Source organism: Bradyrhizobium sp. NAS96.2, assembly GCF_001908235.1.
Taxonomy (GTDB): Bacteria; Pseudomonadota; Alphaproteobacteria; order Rhizobiales; family Xanthobacteraceae; genus Bradyrhizobium.
On record NZ_LGHK01000096.1, the window covers coordinates 2,501 to 24,031 of the forward strand.

Sequence of the window (21,531 nt, forward strand, 5' to 3'; positions counted from 1 at the left end):
GTCTAATACAACGAACTTGACGCCCTATTCAGACTCGCTTTCGCTGCGCCTTCGCCTATCGGCTTAAGCTTGCTCGTTAAATTAAGTCGCTGGCCCATAATACAAAAGGTACGATGTCACCCAGAACGTATCTTGGGCTCCATCTGTTTGTAGGTGTCCGGTTTCAGGTCTATTTCACTCCCCTCGTCGGGGTGCTTTTCACCTTTCCCTCACGGTACTGGTTCACTATCGGTCGCTGAGGAGTACTTAGGCTTGGAGGGTGGTCCCCCCGTGTTCAGACAGGATTACACGTGTCCCGCCTTACTCGTGGATACATCATCGCATTACTCGTACGGGGCTATCACCCTCTGAGGCCCAGCTTTCCTGACTGGTTCCGATTGTCTTTGATGTATCACTGGCCTGGTCCGCGTTCGCTCGCCACTACTAACGGAGTCTCGATTGATGTCCTTTCCTCCAGGTACTTAGATGTTTCAGTTCCCTGGGTTTGCTTAAAACCTCCTATTTTATTCGGAAGTCTCATACCTTCTCTTGATAACCGGAAATCCAAAACCTCGCGGTCTGATTTCTTCCATTTCTGGTCGAACCCCAAAACACAAGGTCTTGGAGTTCCGGCTATCGAAGGTGGGTTTCCCCATTCGGAAATCCGTGGATCAAAGCTTCTTCGCAGCTCCCCACGGCTTATCGCAGCGTAGCACGTCCTTCATCGCCTCTCAGCGCCAAGGCATCCACCGAACACCCTTAAGGCACTTGATTGCTCTCATTATCAATGTCCACACACTCGGCAGAATGTTGTCTGCACAATTGCCTTGCGGCGCACGCCCTCGATGAGCGCTATGTGCAGCCGGACATTGACTAGAAAGACCAGCTTGCTTCGTAAGATCGGCCCGATAGCGAGGCGGTCAAGCTTCGCTACAAAGATCGTTTTACAACTCGCTCATCTCACTCATCTTGCGATGAGCTGCGATGCGCGAGCGCCGAAAACGATCTGGAGATTAGGAATGGTACCCGCGAATTGCTTCGCAGATCCAAACTCGGATCGATCTCCTCTTTACGATGTCAGAAAACACGCACGTCACCGTCCATCCGGACCAATGAGTGCGAAGTGATGTTTCGCGGACGAAATGATCGAGGCATTCTCGAGCTTCAATTCCATCTGGTGGAGCCAGACGGGATCGAACCGACGACCTCATGCTTGCAAAGCACGCGCTCTCCCAGCTGAGCTATGGCCCCGTACCAGAAGACGAAGCGCATTACTGATACCGCTCGCCTTCGCCAAGGCTACGGCGCAGCAGCCTTCATCTTGAAGGGCCTGCCTAGCCGAAGCAGCGAAGCGCGAAGGCTGGTGGGCCTGGGAAGACTTGAACTTCCGACCTCACGCTTATCAAGCGCGCGCTCTAACCAACTGAGCTACAAGCCCCTAACACGAGAGACATGCCGGCGCGCACCCGACGTGAAGTCGGTGCATCGCACAGCGCTCAGCCCCTGGCGCGTGTTCGTCCGCGAAGAAAGAGAAACGAAGACGGCGAAATCCCGCCAATGGAGCTCAACAATCCTGAAACTGTTGGCCCCTGAATGTTTCTAAAACGATCCGATAGTGAGCGTGAGCTCGCTGAAGGATCATCCTTAGAAAGGAGGTGATCCAGCCGCAGGTTCCCCTACGGCTACCTTGTTACGACTTCACCCCAGTCGCTGACCCTACCGTGGCCGGCTGCCCCCTTTCGGTTAGCGCACCGTCTTCAGGTAAAACCAACTCCCATGGTGTGACGGGCGGTGTGTACAAGGCCCGGGAACGTATTCACCGTGGCGTGCTGATCCACGATTACTAGCGATTCCAACTTCATGGGCTCGAGTTGCAGAGCCCAATCCGAACTGAGACGGCTTTTTGAGATTTGCGAAGGGTCGCCCCTTAGCATCCCATTGTCACCGCCATTGTAGCACGTGTGTAGCCCAGCCCGTAAGGGCCATGAGGACTTGACGTCATCCCCACCTTCCTCGCGGCTTATCACCGGCAGTCTCCTTAGAGTGCTCAACTAAATGGTAGCAACTAAGGACGGGGGTTGCGCTCGTTGCGGGACTTAACCCAACATCTCACGACACGAGCTGACGACAGCCATGCAGCACCTGTCTCCGGTCCAGCCGAACTGAAGAACTCCGTCTCTGGAGTCCGCGACCGGGATGTCAAGGGCTGGTAAGGTTCTGCGCGTTGCGTCGAATTAAACCACATGCTCCACCGCTTGTGCGGGCCCCCGTCAATTCCTTTGAGTTTTAATCTTGCGACCGTACTCCCCAGGCGGAATGCTTAAAGCGTTAGCTGCGCCACTAGTGAGTAAACCCACTAACGGCTGGCATTCATCGTTTACGGCGTGGACTACCAGGGTATCTAATCCTGTTTGCTCCCCACGCTTTCGTGCCTCAGCGTCAGTATCGGGCCAGTGAGCCGCCTTCGCCACTGGTGTTCTTGCGAATATCTACGAATTTCACCTCTACACTCGCAGTTCCACTCACCTCTCCCGAACTCAAGATCTTCAGTATCAAAGGCAGTTCTGGAGTTGAGCTCCAGGATTTCACCCCTGACTTAAAGACCCGCCTACGCACCCTTTACGCCCAGTGATTCCGAGCAACGCTAGCCCCCTTCGTATTACCGCGGCTGCTGGCACGAAGTTAGCCGGGGCTTATTCTTGCGGTACCGTCATTATCTTCCCGCACAAAAGAGCTTTACAACCCTAGGGCCTTCATCACTCACGCGGCATGGCTGGATCAGGCTTGCGCCCATTGTCCAATATTCCCCACTGCTGCCTCCCGTAGGAGTTTGGGCCGTGTCTCAGTCCCAATGTGGCTGATCATCCTCTCAGACCAGCTACTGATCGTCGCCTTGGTGAGCCATTACCTCACCAACTAGCTAATCAGACGCGGGCCGATCTTTCGGCGATAAATCTTTCCCCGTAAGGGCTTATCCGGTATTAGCTGAAGTTTCCCTCAGTTGTTCCGAACCAAAAGGTACGTTCCCACGCGTTACTCACCCGTCTGCCGCTGACATATTGCTATGCCCGCTCGACTTGCATGTGTTAAGCCTGCCGCCAGCGTTCGCTCTGAGCCAGGATCAAACTCTCAAGTTGGACTTGAAACCTTGAACCGGCTGATCACAACGTTTGACGAGGTCCCACCATTCTTCGTCGACCGAAGTCAACGAGCCGCCCGCGATTCACATCGTTGGCAGCGATGGTGTAACCTTTAAAACGTGTACCGCCGAAGTCTTTCGTCCACTCTCAGAAGTCAAAAGCCGAAGCTTTCAAGTATTCCGAGAGACGCAAGGACTCCGCCGTCCACGTTTCTCTTTCTTCATCTTCACTTGTCAAACAGCCCGGGATCAGACGACCCCACACCCATAGAGGGTGGTTCTACCCTTCACCGGCAGACAGTGAACCTCAACCGATTTATGTCGGCTGTTGTGTCACTCATCTAAGTGAGGAGCATCAGAGGCGCGTTCGCTCGCCTTGGTCAGTGACCCGGCGGCGCCGCGCTCAGTGGTTGGTTTATAGTCCCCACCCCTCGGGATTGTCAACGCCCATTGTCAACAAAACGTCGTACGCCCAAATCGCATGTGCAGTGCGAAGAAAATCGCATGCTTTCCGTGGCTTAGGTCGGAGGTAAAAATTCGTCACCCAACCCGCGTGGTAAAAAACTTGAAAAAAAGTTTGGCGCCGGGGCGCCCGTCAGACCCCTCGGAACGGGTTCCAAGCCGCTCCAGGCGGGGCGGCGGCACCCACCTGCTTCAGGAAACTTTTCCACCCTAAATGCCGCACTTGAGCCACAATCCTGCGACGTTCTGGCTATAAGAGATGCACTGAACCGCTCGTAACCTGTGGGGGCACGGGTGGTTTTTCTGGGGACCAGGCGATTTTCTCCAAGAACCCGTCGCCTCTTCCCTTCGCGGCCGAGCAACATCGAGAGATCTGCACACCATTGACGTTCGAGAGTTCGGCTAGCTAATGGCCATCGTCTTCTCGATTTCGATGCGTGTGGCTCGCCACACTGCCGGGATTCCTCTCTGAGGGAATCAAGGTGGGGACGAGGACGAGCAGAGGTCGATCGCAGTTGCTGGATTTTGGGGGGATGCAGGGTTGAGCCAACGGGCGTCACGCGGAAGCGGCATTGGGCGCGAGACCGGGATGATTGATCTCGGTCACGAACCGCCGCTTTCAGTCGACGGCACCGAGGCCGCGGTGATCGATCGCCGCCGTGTCTCCGTTCAATGGTTTAGCGGCACCATTCTCACCGGACTCTGTGGCGCAGCCCTGATCGGCGGCGCCGTTTTTGCGTCGCTCGACGGCGAGATGACTTTCGCCAAGGTGCCGGAGCGCGTCGACGGCGCGCTGCGCGGTGCCTTCACCGGCAACGATCGCGTCGTCAGCCTGCACAAGGGTGACCGCCTGCCGCCGCCCAACGAAAATTCGGCTTCCCGCAGCCTGGTGCGCGTCTCGACCGTGACCCGCGTCGGCAATCGCGACGTGATGCGGGTCAGGCCCTTCATCCGGATTTCCGGCAATCTCTCGATGACCACGAGCGATCTGTCGTCCAAGATACCGCCATTCAACGCGCAGCGTCTGCTGACCGATGTCGGCTCCGACACGCCGGCTGCGGCCGAGGATCCGAATGCGGCGGCGGCCGCCGAGCCCGACGCCGAGGTGTCTTTCGTCACCAAGGATCTCGGAACGGTGCTGCCGAAAGCCAAGCTCGCCGCAGGCGTCGGGCTCGACGACATCCTGATGCGGGTCCGTGACGCCGCCAACTGGCGCGGCTCCGGCAATTCGGTGCGCTATGCCTCGCTCGCCAATGCCGCGGCCGATGCCACCGGCGCCGGCCCCGATATGCGGATGGCCTACGCGACCGAAGGCAACGTCTCCGATCCCTATGCGGGCTTCGAGACCCGCGTGGTGCCGGAGAACGTCACCCTGCTGCCGAAGACCAAAGAGCAGGTCACCGGCGGCAATCCGGTCGGTGAACGGGTTCACCTCGTCAAGAAGGGCGACAGCATCACCTCGATCCTGCGCGATCAGGGCGCAACGCCCGACGAGGCCAAGGCAATTGCTGCAACGCTCGGCCCGCGCGGCCGCGACGGCGGCCTGAAGGAAGGCCAGAAGGTGCGGATCCTGATGGCGCCGGCAGCTCCGGGCGCCCGGCTGCAACCCTACCGGGTGATCGTCGCCAACGATTCCGTGGTCGAAGCCGTCGCCGCACTGTCCGATCTCGGCAAATATGTCGCCGTCGACGTGCAGAGCATGAACACCACGACCGACACCGCCGACAATTCCAGCGACGATGACGAGGATGATGGCAGCGGCGTGCGGCTCTATCAGAGCATTTACGAGACCGCGCTGCGCAACAAGGTGCCGCCGACCGTCATCGAAGACATGGTCAAGATCTACTCCTATGACGTCGATTTCCAGCGCAAGGTGCAGCCCGGCGACTCGTTCGACGTGTTCTTTGCCGGCGAGGACGAAGGCGTCACCAGCACCGAAAAGACCGAAGTGCTCTACGCCGCGCTGACCGTGGGCGGCGAAACCAAGAAATACTACCGCTTCCAGAGCTCGGACGACGGCCTCGTCGACTACTATGACGAGACCGGCAAGAGCGCGAAGAAGTTCCTGGTGCGCAAGCCGGTCAACAACGCGATCATGCGTTCGGGCTTCGGTGGCCGCCGCCACCCGATCCTCGGCTATGTGAAGATGCACACCGGCGTCGACTGGGCCACCGCCTACGGCACGCCGATCTTCGCTTCCGGCAACGGCGTGCTGGAGAAGGTCGGATACGAGGGCGGCTACGGCAAATATATCCGCATGAAGCACGCCAATGGCTACGAGACGGCCTACGGCCACATGTCGGCCTTCGCCAAGGGCATGGAGATCGGCAAGAAGGTGCGGCAGGGCCAGGTGATCGGCTTCGTCGGCTCGACCGGCCAGTCGACCGGCCCGCACGTCCACTACGAAATCCTGGTCAACGGCCGATTCGTCGACCCGATGCGCGTGAAGCTGCCGCGCGGCCGCTCGCTGGAAGGCCCGATGCTGGCGAACTTCGAGAAGGAGCGCGACCGGATCGAAGCCCAGATGTCGAGCCGCGGCAGCTCGCGCATCGTCTCGGACGCCACGAGCTCGACCTCGCAGACGCGCTCCGTCACCAACCGCTGATTATTCCCCGGGCCACACGGGCCGTCTGACGACGCCGCTGCGCTCCCTTTGGGAGCTGATTGCCGCGTCGAAACACGGCTGCCGGACATCGGTGGCGGCGGCGATTTCCGCCAAAATCCCCCGGAATCCACCAAATTTCGCGGAACAAGACGGGAACCCGCATGGCGGTCATCCAGTTGATTCGAAGGTGAAACCTCCAATGGAGGGAGTCATGGAGAATTGGACAAACGCAAAACTGTGTGACGTCGCAAACCTGATCCTCGGCGCGGTTCTTTTCCTGTCGCCGTGGCTGTTCAAGTTCGACGGCGGAACGGTTTCCGCCAACGCCCACATCGTCGGCATTGCGATGGCGGTCCTTGCGATCGCCGCGCTCGCAGCCTTCGCGGTCTGGGAGGAGTGGCTGAACCTCATCGTCGGGCTTTGGGCGCTGGTCTCGCCGTGGGTTCTTGGTTTCCAGGGAGCCACCACCGCGATGACCGTGCACGTGGTCATCGGCATCGCAGTCGCGGCCCTTGCGGCGATCGAGCTCTGGGTGATGTCCCAGCATCCGCCTCGGCTCACGACGCACAGCTGAGGCCTTTGGCTGATACATCCCTACCCGCTGGCGCGGATCGCCGGCGGGCAGGGTTTGGTTGTGTTCAACGAAGATATGCACAAGGATTTGCGCCATGACCCAGCTCACCCGCGACGACGTGCTGAAGGCCGTCGGCCAGGCCGACGATGTCACCGTCGCCAGGATCATCGCATCCGGCGCCACGATCACCGAGCTTGCCGAAGCCCAGGCCTGGCTTGCCAATGACGAGCCGCTGATGAACGCCGGCAGGCCGCTGGCCACCGGCCGCACCCGCGAGCTGGTCGACATCCTGTCCGAGCTCGAACCCGACGACGACGCGGGCGACCCCAGTCCGCCCATCGTTCCGCAGGAGTAATCCACAGAGCAAGGCCCTCCCCGCGGCGTGCGGGGAGGGCCTTTATTGTCGCACTCAGTTCAGCTTGCGCTTCGAGACCGGGGCATCGAACTGCACGATCTCGGCGGTTTTGGACACCTGACCGTTGAAGGTCAGCACGTTGCCCTTCTCCGAGATCAGCACGCGATCGCCGTCCTTGACCTCGCCGGCGAGGATCATCTCGGCCAGCGGATCCTGCACGCTGCGCTGGATCACCCGCTTCAACGGACGGGCACCGTACGCCGGATCCCAGCCCTTCTCCGCGAGCCAATCCCGCGCCTTTGGATCGAGCGTCAGCTCGATCTTGCGATCCTCGAGCAGCTTGGTCAGCCGCGCGAACTGGATCTCGACGATGCGACCCATCTCGCTCTTCTGCAGGCGGTGGAACAGGATGATCTCGTCGATGCGGTTCAGGAATTCCGGCCTGAAATGCGCCCGCACGACACCCATCACCTGATCGCGGACATCAGCGGTGTCCTCGCCTTCCGGCTGATTCACCAGGAATTCCGAACCGAGATTCGAGGTCATGATGATCAGCGTGTTGCGGAAATCGACAGTGCGGCCCTGACCATCGGTCAGACGGCCATCGTCGAGCACCTGCAACAGCACGTTGAAGACGTCGGGATGCGCCTTCTCGATCTCGTCGAACAGCACGACCTGGTAAGGCCGGCGCCGCACGGCTTCGGTCAGTGCACCACCCTCGTCGTAGCCGACATAGCCGGGAGGCGCGCCGATCAGCCGCGAGACCGAGTGCTTCTCCATGAACTCGGACATGTCGAGGCGGACCATCGCGGTCTCGTCGTTGAACAGGTCAGCGGCGAGCGCCTTGGTCAGCTCGGTCTTGCCGACGCCGGTCGGCCCAAGGAACATGAACGAGCCGGTCGGCCGGTTCGGATCCTGCAGGCCTGCGCGGGCACGGCGCACGGCGGTTGCCACCGCACGCACGGCCTCGGCCTGGCCGACGACGCGCTTGGCGAGACTGTCCTCCATTTTCAGGAGCTTGTCCTTTTCGCCCTCGAGCATCTTGTCAACCGGCACGCCGGTCCAGCGCGAGACGACCTGCGCGATGTGGTTGGCGGTGACCGCCTCCTCCATCATCTCGCCGCCGCTCTGTTTGCCGCTTTCGCTGGCCTCGATGTCGGCGAGCTTCCTTTCCAGCTCGGGGATCCGGCCATAGGCCAGTTCGCCCGCCTTCTGGAATTCGCCGCGACGCTGCGCGTTGGCCAGCTCGACGCGAAGCGCATCGAGCTCGCTTTTCAGCTTCTGGGCGTTGGAGAGCTTGTTCTTCTCCGCGCTCCAGCGCGCCGTCAGCGCGGTCGACCGCTCCTCGAGCCCGGCGAGCTCCTTCTCCAGGGTCTGCAGGCGGCTCTTCGAGCCGGTATCGTTCTCCTTCTTCAGCGCCTCCTGCTCGATCTTGAGCCGGATGATGTCGCGATCCAGTGAATCGAGCTCCTCGGGCTTGGAATCGACCTGCATCTTCAGCCGCGCCGCCGCTTCGTCCATCAGGTCGATGGCCTTGTCGGGCAGGAAGCGATCGGTGATGTAGCGGTTCGACAGCGTGGTCGCGGCCACCAATGCGGAGTCAGTGATGCGCACGCCGTGGTGCTGCTCGTATTTGTCCTTCAGGCCGCGCAGGATCGAGATGGTGTCCTCGACCGTCGGCTCGCTGACATAGATCGGCTGGAACCGGCGGGCCAGCGCGGCGTCCTTCTCGACATGCTTGCGGTACTCGTCGAGCGTGGTCGCGCCGATACAGTGCAGCTCACCGCGCGCGAGCGCGGGCTTCAACAGATTGGACGCGTCCATCGCGCCGTCGGCCTTGCCGGCGCCGATCAGCGTGTGCATCTCGTCGATGAACAGGATGATGCCGCCCTCGGCGGTCGAGACCTCCTGCAGGACGGACTTCAGCCGCTCCTCGAACTCGCCGCGATATTTCGCGCCGGCGATCAGGGCGCCCATGTCGAGCGACAGCAGCTTCTTGTCCTTCAGGCTCTCCGGCACGTCGCCGTTGAGGATGCGCAGCGCCAGGCCCTCGACGATCGCGGTCTTGCCGACGCCGGGCTCACCGATCAGGACGGGATTGTTCTTGGTTCGCCGCGACAGCACCTGGATGGTGCGGCGGATTTCCTCGTCGCGGCCGATCACCGGGTCGAGCTTGCCGTCGCGCGCAGCCTGGGTCAGGTCGCGGGCATATTTTTTCAGCGCGTCATAGGCGTTCTCGGCGGTCGCGCTGTCCGCGGTGCGGCCCTTGCGCAGCGCTTCGATCGCCGCGTTCAGGTTCTGCGCCGTGACGCCGCCCTTGCTCAGGATGGAGGCCGCCTCGCTGCCCTTCTCCAGCGTGAGCCCGAGCAGCAGCCGCTCGACGGTGACAAAGCTGTCGCCGGCCTTGTCTGCGGCCTTTTCCGCCGCGTCGAAGGCGCGCGCCAGCTCCGGCGACAGGTAGACCTGTCCGGCACCGTTGCCCGAAACTTTCGGCAGCTTGTTCAGCGCATCTTCGGTCGATTTCAGGATCGCTCTGGAATTGCCGCCGGCACGGTCGATCAGACCGCCGGCGAGCCCCTCATTGTCGTCCAGCAGCACCTTCAACAGATGCAGCGGTGAAAACTGCTGGTGACCGTCGCGCATGGCGAGCGATTGGGCAGACTGGATGAATCCGCGCGCGCGCTCGGTGTACTTCTCGATGTTCATTCGTTTTCCCTCGGCCTGCCATCGTCACCCATTCAGGCATGACAACGGCATCTTCATTGGGTTTCCGCGGGCCGCGTTGACGTTCCTCAACCAGCCTCTGGTCGTCGCCATCATTTTTCAGGCTTGCCGCAGATGTGGGCACTTGGTTCCAAAACGGAAGAGCCACAGTCTGCGATTTCGCCCGGTGGAAGCTCAGCGCCGCACGATGGCGACAAGGTAGCGGCAGGGCTGAGCCGTTTCGTTACGGAAGACGATGTCCGACGGCGGCCCGAGCTCGACGCGGTCACCCGCAGCGAGCTCGTGGCGCTCCGCCCCTTCCATCAAGACGAGGCGGCCGCTGATCACCCAGACCACCTGACGGATCAGGTGATAGGCGCTGGCGGGGAAGCCGGCTTCCTGCCCGGCAGGCAGTTCGACTTCCACCAGCTCCAGCGGATTGGCCGGATGCAGGAACACCTGCCGCCGCAGATAGGCCGCCTTGGGATCGCGCCACACCGGCTGATCCTTGGCCCGCTGCAGGCGGGAGCCGGCTGAGGCAACCTCGAACAGCGCGGCCATGGTCAGGCCATAGGCCGTGGCGATCCGCGACAGCGTTGCCGCCGTCGGGCTTGCCTCCGCCCGCTCGATCTTGCTCAGCATGGCCTTGGACACGCCTGCCCGCCCGGCGAGTTCCGCCAGCGACCAGCCGCGCCCCTCCCGTTCGGCGCGAACCCGCCGCCCGAGAGCTTCATCGGTCTTGTCTTCTATAATTGACATATCGTCTTATATAGTAGACAATGGGATCCATTCAAGAGGCTTGTCGAGGAAGACCGATGATTATCCGCCCCGCCACCGAGCAGGACATCCCCGCCATCACCGCGATCTTCAATGAGGCGGTCGCCAACTCGAACGCGATCTGGACGGAGAGGCAGGATACCGAGGCCGAGCGGCTGGCCTGGATGGAGGCCCGGCTGGCGCTGGGCTACCCGGTGCTGGTCGCGGCCGAAGGGCCTGTGGTGCTCGGCTACGGCACGTTCGGCGACTTCCGGGCGTTCCCCGGTTACCGCTACAGCGTCGAGCACAGCGTCTATATCCACGTCGATCATCGCGGCCGCGGCCTTGGCCGCGTCATCGTCGACGAGCTCATCACTGCTGCCACCGCGCTCGGCAAGCACGTCATGATCGCCGGCATCGACGGCGGCAATCCTGCTTCGCTCCGGCTGCATGCGCAGGCCGGCTTCGTCGAGGTCGCCAGGATGCCGGAGGTCGGCCGCAAGTTCGGCCGCTGGCTCGAGCTCGTGTTCATGCAGCGCGTGCTGGATGCGCCGGGCGCGTCGCGGCCCGACTAGCTGCCGTGGCGTTGGCGGCGGTTCTCCTCGCCCGCCAAACAGGCTAGAGCGGGCGGATGGACAATGCACACGCCTCCTCCGCCCGGATCACCGGCATCTACCGCTACCCCGTCAAGGGTCTGACGCCTGAGCCGCTGCCCCGCGCTGAGCTCAAGGTCGGCGAGACGCTGCGCTCGGATCGCCGCTACGCGATCGAGAACGGCCCGAGCGGTTTCGATCCGGCGGCGCCGAAATGGCTGGCGAAGCCGCATTTCCTGATGCTGCAACGGGACGAATGGCTGGCGCCGCTGCGCGCCCATTACGACGACGACAGCCATGTGCTGACGCTGCGCCGGGACGGCGCGATGGTCGCCCAGGGCGATCTCGAGACCGAGGCCGGGCGCGCGGCGATCGAGGGCTATTTCGCCGATCGTCATGCCGGACAGATCAAGGGACCGCCCAAGGTGCTGGTCAGCCCCGGCCACAGCTTCTCCGACGTGCCGCGCAAGGTGGTCTCGATCATCAATCTGGCGAGCCTGCGGGCGATCGAGGAGATGGTGCACGCGCCGGTGCATCCGCTTCGCTTCCGCGCCAACCTCTATGTCGAGGGCTGGCCGGCCTGGCATGAAGCCAGCCTGCTCGAGCAGACCATTGCGATCGGCAGTGCACGGGCCAAGGTTGTGAAGCGCATCACACGTTGCGCCGCGGTCAATGTCGATCCCGATACCGGCGCACGCGACCTCTCGGTCCCGAACACACTGATGCAGCGCTTCGGCAACAACGAATGCGGCATCTACGCCGAGATCATCAGCGATGGCGGCGCGGCGGTCGGCGACATGATTGCCGCGGAACCGCAGTAGATCACACCGGGTTCCGTATTCCTTGAACACGGCATAGACGCGCATCGCATTGCAATGTTCGGTTGCGTGAAATAGACTTCACTCGACATTTTGAACTGCAGCAAATTTGTCGAAATTGATTGCACGGGGTTGCCATGAGCATGATCATGGTTTCGTACCGGCGGGTCGATCAGGATACAGCGGGCCGCATCGCGGACCATCTGATCGAGAAGTACGGCGAGAAATCCGTATTCTTCGACGTCAACAGCATTCGCACCGGCGCCAACTTCGTCGATCGGATCGCCAAGGCCATCATCGCCTGCGACGTCGTCATCGCCGTGATCGGTCCGCATTGGACCGGCAAGACCGATGATGGGAAACCCACGCGTCTGGAAGATCCCGCCGATTCCGTGCGTTTCGAGATCGAGACGGCGCTGAAGCACAACAAGACGCTGCTGCCGCTGCTGGTGAACGGCGCAACCATGCCGGAGGCAGCCGAGCTGCCGGAATCGCTTCGCTTCCTGCACTTCTGCAACGCTGCCCGGGTCGACTCGGGGCAGGATTTCCGCATGCACATGGCCCGCCTGATCGACACGATCAACGAGGTCCTGAATGAAGCCGGGCGATCGCCGCTGCGTGAAATTTCACCGATCAAGCGCTACTGGAAGTACGGCGCAGGCGTCGCTGCCGCAGCGTTGGCGCTCGCCGTTTGGACTATCGGACCCGCGTTCGAACATACCGTGGTCAAGGGCGCATCGGACGATCAGACCACGGTCGGGCGCACGACGCCGCCCGCCGTTCCGGCCTCCGTCACGCAGCGCGCCAAGGCGCATGACGGCTTTCTGTTTCCCGATTCCGATCGGCGATTTCTGAGTGAAGCCGATCTCAAGGACATGTCGGCGGTCGAGCTTCGCATCGCACGAAACGAGATTTTCGCGCGGCATGGCCGGTTCTTCAAGGATCAGGTGCTCGCAAACTACTTCTCGCAATTCGCCTGGTACCAACCGGCTGCGGTCGAAGTCCCCTTGAGCAACCTCGAGGCCACCAACGTCGACACGATCGAGGCGAAGGAGCACGAGAAGTGAAGCTGGCCGGCAGCGCCGGTTGGCCTCGACGCGCGTGACCACCTCTCCCGCATTTCCCGGGGAGAGGTGGCAGTCCCGCCTCAGTTCGTCGGCATCACATAGGCATAGATCCGGCCGCGCGAGACCGGCACCTCACGGACACGGTGGCTGCTGTTGCCCGAGATCATGATCGGATTGCCCTTGGCATCGACGCCGGTGATGATCCCGACATGACCGCCGCCGCGGCGACCCATCACGGCGATGGCGCCGACCTGCGGCCCCGACACGCGGGTGCCGTATTTGGCGAACGAACTCGCCATGTCGGAGCCGGTGCCACGGTGGCCGGTCTGCTGCAGCACCATGTTCATGAAGCGCGCGCACCACAGGCTGGAGCGGCCGGTCGGGTTGCCGCCGCCGAGATAGCGGCGCGCCGTGGCGACGATGCCGGACGAGCCGAAGCCGCCTGCCATGCTGACGCCGCCGGTGTTGGGCACGGCCTCGGCGTTGCCCGGCAACTCGGGCGCATTGGCTTCGGTAAAGCCGCCCGCCTCCTGCAACTGTGCGCGGCGCTCAGCGCGCGACGGCCGCGCGGCATGCCGATAGTGATGACGGACATAGTGCCGCGCGTGATGGCCGGCATGGACCGAATACGCGTGACGCTGATGGTGCGGACGGGCGGATGCCGAAGAAACCGACACGACGGCGAGCGTGAGCGAACACAGAGCCAGCGCCAAAACACGAAGCGACCGGCGATACGCAAGCAACTGAACCATACTTCACGAGATCCTCTGAAACGCCCCCCAACTCCCCGTCGCATTCCCTCAGGGAATGCGGCGATGGTTTTGAAAATCGGGATGTGGCGAGAGAAAGATGTCATGCGGCGCCAGGAAAACGATTTCTGGGTCATTCCGCGCTGATTCGATGACGAGAAAGGAACCAGAACTGCCGCATTGCAGCCGCGAAAATTAACTGCAAATCTGGGGCCGGCCAATGAGAGGAGAATTTCAATGCCCTACGCCACCACGAAAGATAATACCCGCCTGCACTTTGAAGAGGCCGGCAGCGGGACCCCGATCATCTTCCTGCACGAATTCGCGGCTGATCACACCAATTGGGAACCGCAGCTACGCTACTTCGCGCGCGGCCACCGCTGCATCGCCTATTCCGCGCGCGGCTACACGCCGTCGGACGTGCCAGCGAATGCCGACGTCTACACCTACAAGCACTTCTACACCGACGCGCTCGCGGTGCTCGACCATCTCGGCATCGCAAGAGCGCATTTCGTCGGCCTCTCGATGGGCTCCTATTCGTCGCTGCAGGTCGCACTCAACGCGCCGGAGCGCGCGCTGTCGATGACGCTCGCCGCGGTCGGCTCCGGCTCGAGCCTGGAGAACCTCGACGCCTTCCGCGCGCAGTGCCGCGCCAATGCCGAGCAATACGAGGCGATTGGCTCGGTCGAGGTCGCCAAGGTGACGCGCGAGGCGCCGAGCCGGATTCCGTTCCTGGTCAAGGACCCGCGCGGTCATGCCGATTTCTACGCCGCGCTCGCCCGGCATGACGCCAAAGGCTCGGCCAACACGATGCGCAGCTTCCAGGGCGGCAGGCCCTCGATCTACACCATGACCGACGCCATCAAGCGCGTGGCGACGCCGGCGCTGATCCTGTGCGGCGACGAGGACGACAATTGCATCGCGCCCAGCATGTTCCTGAAGCAGCATCTGCCGGCCGCCGGCCTCGCCTTCTTCCCGAAGTCGGGCCACGTGCTCAACCTCGAGGAGCCGGCGCTGTTCAACGAGATGGTGGAGCGCTTCATCACGCTGGTCGAGGCCGGCCGCTGGCCGGTGCGCGATCCGCGGTCGCTGGTGGCGGCGCCGGTGTAGCCTGTCATTGCGAGCGGAGCGGAGCGAAGCAATCCATTCATCCGCGTATGCCGAGAGATGGACTGCTTCGTCGCTTCGCTCCTCGCAATGACGGCGATGCTATTTGCCCTTCCCGCCGCGGCTGAGCAGGAACACGCCCTGCTCGCCGAACATGTTCCACACCCACCAGGGCAGATTGAGCGGTACCGGGCGGCCGTAGAGATCGAGCGCCACCGCGCGCTCCATCTTGACGTTGATCTGCTCGCAGAGCTCCACGAAGTCCTTGATGGTGCAGAAATGGATGTTGGAGGTGTCGTACCAGCTCGCCGGCAGATTCTCGGTGCGCGGCATGTGGCCGCCGATCAAAAGCTGCAGCCGCATCTTCCAGAACCCGAAATTCGGGAACGAGACGATGGCGCGCTGGCCGATCCGCAGCAGGTTCTCCAGCACCACCTTGGGCTGCCGCGTCGCCTGCAAGGTCTGCGACAGGATTACATAGTCGAACGCATCGTCGGGATAGTTGACGAGGTCGGTGTCGGCGTCGCCCTGCACCACCGCGAGCCCCTTGGCGACGCAGCCATTGACGCCCTCGCGCGACAGCTCGATGCCGCGGCCGTCGATGCCGCGGCTCTCCAACAGCTGCAGCAATTCGCCGTCGCCGCAGCCGACGTCAAGCACGCGCGAGCCCGGCCGCACCATCTCGGCAACCAGGAGATGATCCCTGCGATAGCCGCCGGTCCGCTCCGGCGCGACGCCCGGCAAGGGCAGTGTCTGCTGCATGCTCATGACTGGCCGTCGCCCTTCAGTCCGCGCGCCTTGCCTGCAGCCAGCAGGAAGGCACGCGAGATGTCCAGGAATTCGGGCACATCGAGCAGGAAGGCGTCGTGCCCACGATCGGTCTCGATCTCGGCGAACGACACCCGCGCGCTCGACGCATTCAGCGCGTGCACCAGCGCGCGCGATTCCGAGGTCGGAAACAGCCAGTCGCTGGTGAACGACACCACGCAGAACCGCGTCTTGATGCCGGCGAACGCCTTCGCCAGCACGCCGTTGTGATCGGCCGCAATGTCGAAATAGTCCATCGCGCGGGTCAGATACAGATAGCTGTTGGCGTCGAAGCGCTCGACAAAGGACGAACCCTGATAACGCAGATAGCTCTCGACCTGGAAGTCCGCGTCGAACGAGAAAGTCGGCAGCTCGCGATCCTGCATGCGGCGCCCGAACTTGCGATGCAGCGCGGCATCCGAGAGATAGGTGATGTGCGCGGCCATCCGCGCCACCGCCAATCCGCGATGCGGATGGGTGTCCTCGTCGACATAGCGGCCGCCGCGCCAGTCCGGATCGGCCATCACGGCCTGCCGGCCGAGCTCGTGGAACGCGATGTTCTGCGCCGAGTGGCGCGTCGAGCAGGCGATCGCGAGTGTCGAGAACACGCGCTCGGGATAGGCCGCGGTCCATTGCAGCACCTGCATGCCGCCCATCGAGCCGCCGACCACGCAGAACAGCGTCGTGATGCCGAGTCGGTCGACCAGCATCGCCTGCGCGCGCACCATGTCGGGGATGGTGATGATCGGGAAATCGAGCCCCCACACCTTGCCGGTCGCAGGATTCAGCGACGCAGGGCCGGTCGAGCCCATGCAGCCGCCGATCACGTTGGAGCAGATGATGAAGTATTTGTCGGGATCGATCGGCCTGCCGGTGCCGACCATGGTGTCCCACCAGCCCGGCTTGCCGGTGACGGGATGGGTGTTGTTGACGTGCTGATCGCCGGTCAGCGCGTGGCAGATCAGGATCGCGTTGGACCTGTCGGCATTGAGCTGGCCATAGGTCTGATAGGCGATCTGAAACGGCGCGAGATCGACGCCGCAATCGAGCTTGAGCGGCTGGTCCATGCCGAACTTCGCCACCAATGACGACGGATGATCGGCCTCATGGGCGCGATCATCGCTTGGGATCGGTTGGCTCGTTATCGGACGCACGTTGCTCATCTAGGCGGCCCTGCCTCCGCGCGGGAGGCCTCGAACAGAAAATCAGGCCATAAAAAACCCGGCCTGAACAAGGTTCGGCCGGGAGCTGATCTGTCCCCGGCCTGTTTAGCGAGTTGTTTAACGTGGCTGCAAGCCGGCCGGCTCAAATGACCACGGAGTGCAACGAACCTAGTCCTCAGGCCCCCCGTCGTCAAGGCGGCCAGCGAACGTCCCCTTGCCGGGCGCCCATGGTTAACCGAATGCGCAGGGCACGGCTGCGACGTTTCTCTTTGCTTTCGCTGCCCGTCTTTCCTAATCAGGGACCCTGTCCGGCACGGCATCGGGCCGCCCGGACGACAAGGTTTGAGAGCATGTCCAACCCACCCCCGTCGCCGCCTTCGCTGCAGGAGCTGCGCAAGGAGATCGATGCGATCGACGAGCAGGTGCACCGCCTGCTGATGGCGCGCGGCGACATCATCGACCGCTTGATCCAGGTCAAGAAGACCCAGGAGGTCGGCTCGGCGTTCCGCCCGGCGCGCGAGGCCAGCATGATGCGCGAGCTGGTGCAGCGCCATCGCGGCATTCTCCCGCTCGACACCATCGAGGGTATCTGGCGCGTCATCATCTCGACCTTCACCTACGTGCAGGCGCCATTCGCCGTGCATGCCGACGTCTCGGTCGGCGAGTCCGCGATGCGCGACTCGGCGCGGTTTCACTTCGGCTTCGTGGTGCCCTACGTGTCGCATTTCAGCGCCCACGCCGCAGTCGAGGCGGTGGCTAAATCGAGGGGCGACCTCGCGCTGGTCTCCGCAATCGCGAGCCGCACGCCGTGGTGGAATGCGCTGGAGGCCGATGGCGCGCCGAAGATCATCGCGCGGCTGCCGTTCCTCGAGCGCGCCGACCATCCCGCCGCGCTGCCGGTGTTCCTGATCTCGCGGGTCGCCGACGACGCCATGGTGACGGAGGTGCAGACCTGGAGCGTGCGCGTCTCCGGCTGGAACGCCGACGTCGCCCGCGCGCTGGCGCCGCTCGCCGAGATCGTCGCGGTCCCCGACACCGCCTTCGATGGGGCAGCCCTGCTGGTTTCGGTCACCGGGCAAGATCTTGAGAGCAAGGGTTTCGAAAAGATCAAGCTCGCTTTGATCAAGGCCGGCGCCTCGGTGCGCTCTTCGGCCCTCGTCGGCAGCCACGCAACGCGCTATACGGTGCCCTCTAACGGATCGGCCAAGACCTGAAACAGGACCTGAAGTCAGAACTGGCCGTCTGTATATCCGGAGTAGATGATGTCCCGCCCCGTGCCGAATCCCGGCATTCTCGATATTGCGCCCTACACGCCCGGCAAGAGCCCGGTGCCAGAACCGGGCCGCAAGGTGTTCAAGCTGTCCGCCAACGAGACGCCGTTCGGGCCGTCGCCGAAGGCGATCGCGGCCTACAAGGCCGCGGCTGACCATCTCGAGGACTATCCGGAGGGCACCTCGCGCGTGCTGCGCGAGGCGATCGGCCGGGCCTATGGGCTCGATCCCGACCGCATCATCTGCGGCGCCGGCTCCGACGAGATCCTCAATCTCCTGGCCCACACCTATCTCGCGCCCGGCGACGAGGCGATCTCGACCACCCATGGCTTCCTGGTCTACCCGATCGCCACCATGGCGAATGGCGCGAAGAACGTGATCGCGGCCGAAGCCAATTTCACCGCCGACGTCGATGCCATCCTCAAGGTGGTGACGCCGCGCACAAAACTGGTCTGGCTCGCCAACCCAAACAATCCGACCGGCACCTATATCCCGTTCGATGAGGTCAAGCGGCTGCGTGCCGCTTTGCCCTCGCATGTGCTGCTGGTGCTCGACGCGGCTTACGCCGACTACGTCTCGCGCAACGATTACGAACTCGGCATCGAGCTGGTCGCGACCACCGACAACACGGTGGTGACGCACACCTTCTCCAAGATCCACGGCCTTGCTGCGTTGCGGATCGGCTGGATGTTCGGCCCGGCGCATATCGTCGATGCCTGCAACCGGATCCGCGGTCCGTTCAACGTCACGACCCCTGCGATGCTGGCGGCGGTGGCGGCGATCGAGGACACTGCGCATGTGCAGATGTCGCGGACCCACACCGAACAGTGGCGCAACTGGCTGACCGAGGAGATCGGCAAGCTCGGGCTGAAGGTGACGCCGAGCGTCGCCAATTTCGTGCTGATCCACTTCCCGACCGACAAGGGCAGGACCGCGGCGGAAGCCGACGCCTATCTCACGCGGCGCGGCCTCGTGCTGCGCGCGCTCAACAATTACAAGCTGCCGCATGCGCTGCGCATGACCATTGGCACCGAGGAAGCCAACCGCCTCGTGGTCGAGGGCCTGCGCGACTTCCTGGCCGGAAAGTGACATCGTGACCACGGCTCCGCTCTTCAACCGCATCGCACTGATCGGCTTCGGCCTGATCGGCGGCTCGATCGCGCGTGGCGCGCGCGCGCAGGGCCTGGTCGGCGAGATCGTGACCACCGCGCGCTCGGAGAAGTCCCGGGCGCGCGTCGCCGAGCTCGGCATCGTCGATCGCGTCGTCGAGACCAATGCCGAAGCGGTCAGGGATGCCGACCTCGTCATCCTCTGCATCCCCGTCGGCGCCTGCGGCCCGGTTGCGGCCGAGATCGCGCCGCATCTGAAGCCCGGCGCCGTTATCTCCGACGTCGGCTCGGTGAAGGGCGCCGTCGTCAAGGATATGGCGCCGCATCTGCCTGATGGCGTGCATTTCGTTCCCGCGCATCCCGTCGCCGGCACCGAGAACTCCGGTCCGGACTCCGGCTTCGCCGAGCTGTTCATCAACCGCTGGTGCATCCTGACGCCGCCCGAAGGCACCGACCCCACCGCGACCGACCGGTTGCGCGCGTTCTGGGCCGCGCTCGGCGCCAAGGTCGAGATCATGACGCCGGACCATCATGACCTCGTACTCGCGATCACCAGCCATCTGCCGCATCTGATCGCCTACACCATCGTCGGCACCGCCGACGAGCTGGCGCAGGTGACGGAATCCGAGGTGATCAAATTCTCCGCCGGCGGCTTCCGCGACTTCACCCGCATCGCGGCCTCCGACCCGACGATGTGGCGCGACGTGTTCCTCGCCAACAAGGACGCCGTGCTCGAGATGCTCGGCACCTTCACCGAGGATCTGTCGAAGCTCACCCGCGCGATCCGGCGCGGCGATGGCGAAGCGCTGTTCGACCACTTCACCCGCACCCGCGCCATCCGCCGCGGCATCGTCGAGATCGGCCAGGATTCCGCCGCGCCCGACTTCGGCCGCCCGCACGCGAATTTGAAGAAGTAGGATCGGGCACGGCCTTTCCCCACGTCGTCCTGGCGAAAGCCAGGACGACGATGGGGATTGTTCCCGATTCAAGATGTCAAACACGCGGTGTCATCACCCGCGAAAGCGGGTGATCCAGTATTCCAGAGACAGCAGTGCTTGAACCGTGAGGCCGCGGCGTAGCGGATCGCCCGGTCAAGCCCGGCGATGATAGCGGAATGAGTACACAACTCCTCCCGCGCGTCGTCCCTGCGAAATCCGCGGCCGATGTGTTGGAAGGGATCGTCGTACCAGCATCGTTCAACGATAACCATTCGTGGTTATGGGTCCCTGCTTTCGCAGGGACGACGGTGAGGATAGATCTCCCGGACTGACAAGAGGAGATGCCTACGCCGGCGGCAGGCCGAGCGATTGCGCCGCTTCCATCCAGACCGGCAATTCGCGCTGATACAGCGCGTTGCTGTCCCTGAAGCCGATCGCGGGCTCCAGCACGAAGGTCGCGAGCACCTCCTTCACCTTCGGGTCGTTGTTGGCGGCGACGCAGAGTTCGGAGAGCCGGTCGACGATCTGCTGCGGCGTCGCCTTCGGCAGCGCCCAGCCCGAGAAGCCGCTCACGGTGAAGAATTTCGACGTCGCGCCCTGTTCGGGCAAGGTCGCGATCCCGGGGATCGCATCGACCTTCTTCGAGTGCACGCCGAATACGACACCGCGGTTGCTTTGCAGGACGGTTTGCGCCGCGGTGTAGCTGCCCATCGCGACGTCGAGCGTACCCTCCGCAAGCCCGGTCCACATCGGCGCTTCGCCGCGATAGTGGATCGGCTCGATATTCAGGCCATATTGCTTGTTGAGCTCGTTGATCGTCATGTGCGGGGCGGAGCCGGCGCTGTAGGTGCCGAAGTTCACCTTGCCGCTGGTCCGCGCGTGGGCGACGAATTCCGCCAGCGTCTTGACGCCGAGTTTCGGGCTCGCGACCAGCAGGAGCCCGGCGTCCGGAATGACGCTGACCAGCGTCAGATCCTTGTCCATGTCGTAGCCGGGGTTCTTCATCATCGCCCGGTTCATGACATAGGTGGTCGAGATCGAGCACAGGATGGTGTGCCCGTCAGGCGCAGCGCGCGCGACCTCCGCGGCGCCGATCGAGCCGGAGGCACCGGCCTTGTTCTCGATCACGACGGTTTGCCCGACCTGCCTTGCGATGAATTCGCCGAAGGCGCGCGCGAGCAGGTCGGTCTGCCCGCCGGCCGGGTAGCTGCAGATCATCCGTATCTGCCGCGAGGGCCAGGCGGCCTGCGCCGAGGCCCCGCGCGACAGCAACGGCATTGCGGCGGCGGCCGCTCCGGCAGCGATGACGTGACGGCGGCTGAATGTCGCTGGCATT

At 63.2% G+C, this 21,531-nt stretch carries 16 protein-coding genes, 2 tRNA genes, 2 rRNA genes and 1 riboswitch (1 of these 21 running past the window's edge); of the genes, 10 read left to right on the forward strand and 10 right to left on the reverse strand.

Annotated elements, in window-relative coordinates:
* The 4 genes from AC628_RS21365 to AC628_RS21380 form a co-directional block, all read right to left on the reverse strand.
* Nucleotides 1–753 (reverse strand): 23S ribosomal RNA (locus AC628_RS21365); it reaches 2,093 nt to the left of the window's first position.
* Between the two features lie 401 nt (nucleotides 754–1,154).
* Nucleotides 1,155–1,230, reverse strand: a tRNA-Ala gene (locus tag AC628_RS21370).
* Between the two features lie 110 nt (nucleotides 1,231–1,340).
* Nucleotides 1,341–1,417 (reverse strand) — tRNA-Ile (locus AC628_RS21375).
* 210 nt (nucleotides 1,418–1,627) lie between these two features.
* Nucleotides 1,628–3,116: ribosomal RNA gene (locus tag AC628_RS21380) — 16S ribosomal RNA — on the reverse strand.
* The 16S and 23S rRNA genes sit together here with 2 tRNA genes alongside, the layout of an rRNA operon.
* Before the next feature lie 1,005 nt (nucleotides 3,117–4,121).
* Between AC628_RS21380 and AC628_RS21385 the strand changes: the two genes are divergently transcribed.
* The 3 genes from AC628_RS21385 (at nucleotide 4,122) to AC628_RS21395 (ending at nucleotide 7,114) form a co-directional block, all read left to right on the forward strand.
* The gene (locus AC628_RS21385; protein WP_074128729.1) at nucleotides 4,122–6,185 is read left to right on the forward strand and encodes a M23 family metallopeptidase; all 2,064 of its coding nucleotides are present in this window, start codon (nucleotides 4,122–4,124) and stop codon (nucleotides 6,183–6,185) included.
* 211 nt (nucleotides 6,186–6,396) lie between these two features.
* Entirely contained in the window at nucleotides 6,397–6,759 is a 363-nt protein-coding gene (locus AC628_RS21390; protein ID WP_074128730.1) for an SPW repeat protein, read from the forward strand.
* Nucleotides 6,760–6,853: 94 nt separating this feature from the next.
* Complete coding sequence (locus AC628_RS21395; RefSeq protein ID WP_074128731.1) at nucleotides 6,854–7,114, forward strand: hypothetical protein; 261 nt, start codon at nucleotides 6,854–6,856, stop codon at nucleotides 7,112–7,114.
* A gap of 54 nt (nucleotides 7,115–7,168) precedes the next feature.
* On the opposite strand, the gene clpB is transcribed toward AC628_RS21395, so the two are convergent.
* A complete protein-coding gene (clpB, locus tag AC628_RS21400; protein WP_074128732.1) occupies nucleotides 7,169–9,820 on the reverse strand; it encodes an ATP-dependent chaperone ClpB in 2,652 nt (883 codons plus the stop codon).
* Nucleotides 9,821–10,012: 192 nt separating this feature from the next.
* Complete coding sequence (locus AC628_RS21405; protein ID WP_074128733.1) at nucleotides 10,013–10,576, reverse strand: helix-turn-helix domain-containing protein; 564 nt, start codon at nucleotides 10,574–10,576, stop codon at nucleotides 10,013–10,015.
* Nucleotides 10,577–10,632: 56 nt separating this feature from the next.
* Here AC628_RS21405 and AC628_RS21410 point away from each other — a divergent pair, with 56 nt between their 5' ends.
* The 3 genes from AC628_RS21410 (at nucleotide 10,633) to AC628_RS21420 (ending at nucleotide 13,051) form a co-directional block, all read left to right on the forward strand.
* A complete protein-coding gene (locus AC628_RS21410; protein ID WP_074128734.1) occupies nucleotides 10,633–11,148 on the forward strand; it encodes a GNAT family N-acetyltransferase in 516 nt (171 codons plus the stop codon).
* A 56-nt stretch (nucleotides 11,149–11,204) separates the two neighbouring features.
* Entirely contained in the window at nucleotides 11,205–11,987 is a 783-nt protein-coding gene (locus AC628_RS21415; protein ID WP_074128735.1) for an MOSC domain-containing protein, read from the forward strand.
* 134 nt (nucleotides 11,988–12,121) lie between these two features.
* Nucleotides 12,122–13,051, forward strand: coding sequence for a YARHG domain-containing protein (locus AC628_RS21420; RefSeq protein ID WP_074128736.1), 930 nt, complete (start codon nucleotides 12,122–12,124; stop codon nucleotides 13,049–13,051).
* Between the two features lie 80 nt (nucleotides 13,052–13,131).
* Here AC628_RS21420 and AC628_RS21425 read toward each other — a convergent pair whose 3' ends face one another.
* Nucleotides 13,132–13,803 (reverse strand): TIGR02594 family protein, encoded by a 672-nt coding sequence (locus AC628_RS21425; protein WP_074128737.1) that lies wholly within the window; start codon nucleotides 13,801–13,803, stop codon nucleotides 13,132–13,134.
* 234 nt (nucleotides 13,804–14,037) lie between these two features.
* Here AC628_RS21425 and AC628_RS21430 point away from each other — a divergent pair, with 234 nt between their 5' ends.
* Entirely contained in the window at nucleotides 14,038–14,910 is an 873-nt protein-coding gene (locus AC628_RS21430; RefSeq protein WP_074128738.1) for an alpha/beta fold hydrolase, read from the forward strand.
* Between the two features lie 99 nt (nucleotides 14,911–15,009).
* On the opposite strand, the gene metW is transcribed toward AC628_RS21430, so the two are convergent.
* Together metW and metX are read right to left on the reverse strand one after the other, a co-directional pair.
* Nucleotides 15,010–15,675: a methionine biosynthesis protein MetW gene (metW, locus tag AC628_RS21435; protein WP_074128739.1), complete on the reverse strand. Its 666-nt coding sequence runs from the start codon at nucleotides 15,673–15,675 to the stop codon at nucleotides 15,010–15,012.
* On the reverse strand, nucleotides 15,672–16,877 hold the full coding sequence (gene metX / locus AC628_RS21440) for a homoserine O-acetyltransferase MetX (protein WP_074128740.1): 1,206 nt from the start codon (nucleotides 16,875–16,877) through the stop codon (nucleotides 15,672–15,674). The genes metW and metX overlap by 4 nt, the downstream gene beginning before the upstream one ends.
* Nucleotides 16,878–16,961: 84 nt before the next feature.
* Nucleotides 16,962–17,041: riboswitch (SAM riboswitch) on the reverse strand.
* A 186-nt stretch (nucleotides 17,042–17,227) separates the two neighbouring features.
* Here metX and AC628_RS21445 point away from each other — a divergent pair.
* The 3 genes from AC628_RS21445 to AC628_RS21455 are packed head-to-tail and all read left to right on the forward strand — an operon-like array spanning nucleotide 17,228 to nucleotide 20,174.
* Nucleotides 17,228–18,091 carry a chorismate mutase gene (locus AC628_RS21445; protein ID WP_074128741.1) on the forward strand — a complete coding sequence of 288 codons (864 nt, stop codon included), beginning with the start codon at nucleotides 17,228–17,230 and terminating at the stop codon, nucleotides 18,089–18,091.
* A 48-nt stretch (nucleotides 18,092–18,139) separates the two neighbouring features.
* Nucleotides 18,140–19,237 carry a histidinol-phosphate transaminase gene (gene hisC, locus AC628_RS21450; protein WP_074128752.1) on the forward strand — a complete coding sequence of 366 codons (1,098 nt, stop codon included), beginning with the start codon at nucleotides 18,140–18,142 and terminating at the stop codon, nucleotides 19,235–19,237.
* Nucleotides 19,238–19,241: 4 nt separating this feature from the next.
* The gene (locus AC628_RS21455; RefSeq protein ID WP_074128742.1) at nucleotides 19,242–20,174 is read left to right on the forward strand and encodes a prephenate/arogenate dehydrogenase family protein; all 933 of its coding nucleotides are present in this window, start codon (nucleotides 19,242–19,244) and stop codon (nucleotides 20,172–20,174) included.
* 366 nt (nucleotides 20,175–20,540) lie between these two features.
* Here AC628_RS21455 and AC628_RS21460 read toward each other — a convergent pair whose 3' ends face one another.
* Nucleotides 20,541–21,530, reverse strand: a complete 990-nt coding sequence (locus tag AC628_RS21460; RefSeq protein ID WP_074128743.1) for a Bug family tripartite tricarboxylate transporter substrate binding protein — start codon at nucleotides 21,528–21,530, stop codon at nucleotides 20,541–20,543.
* Between the last annotated feature and the right edge of the window lies 1 nt (nucleotide 21,531).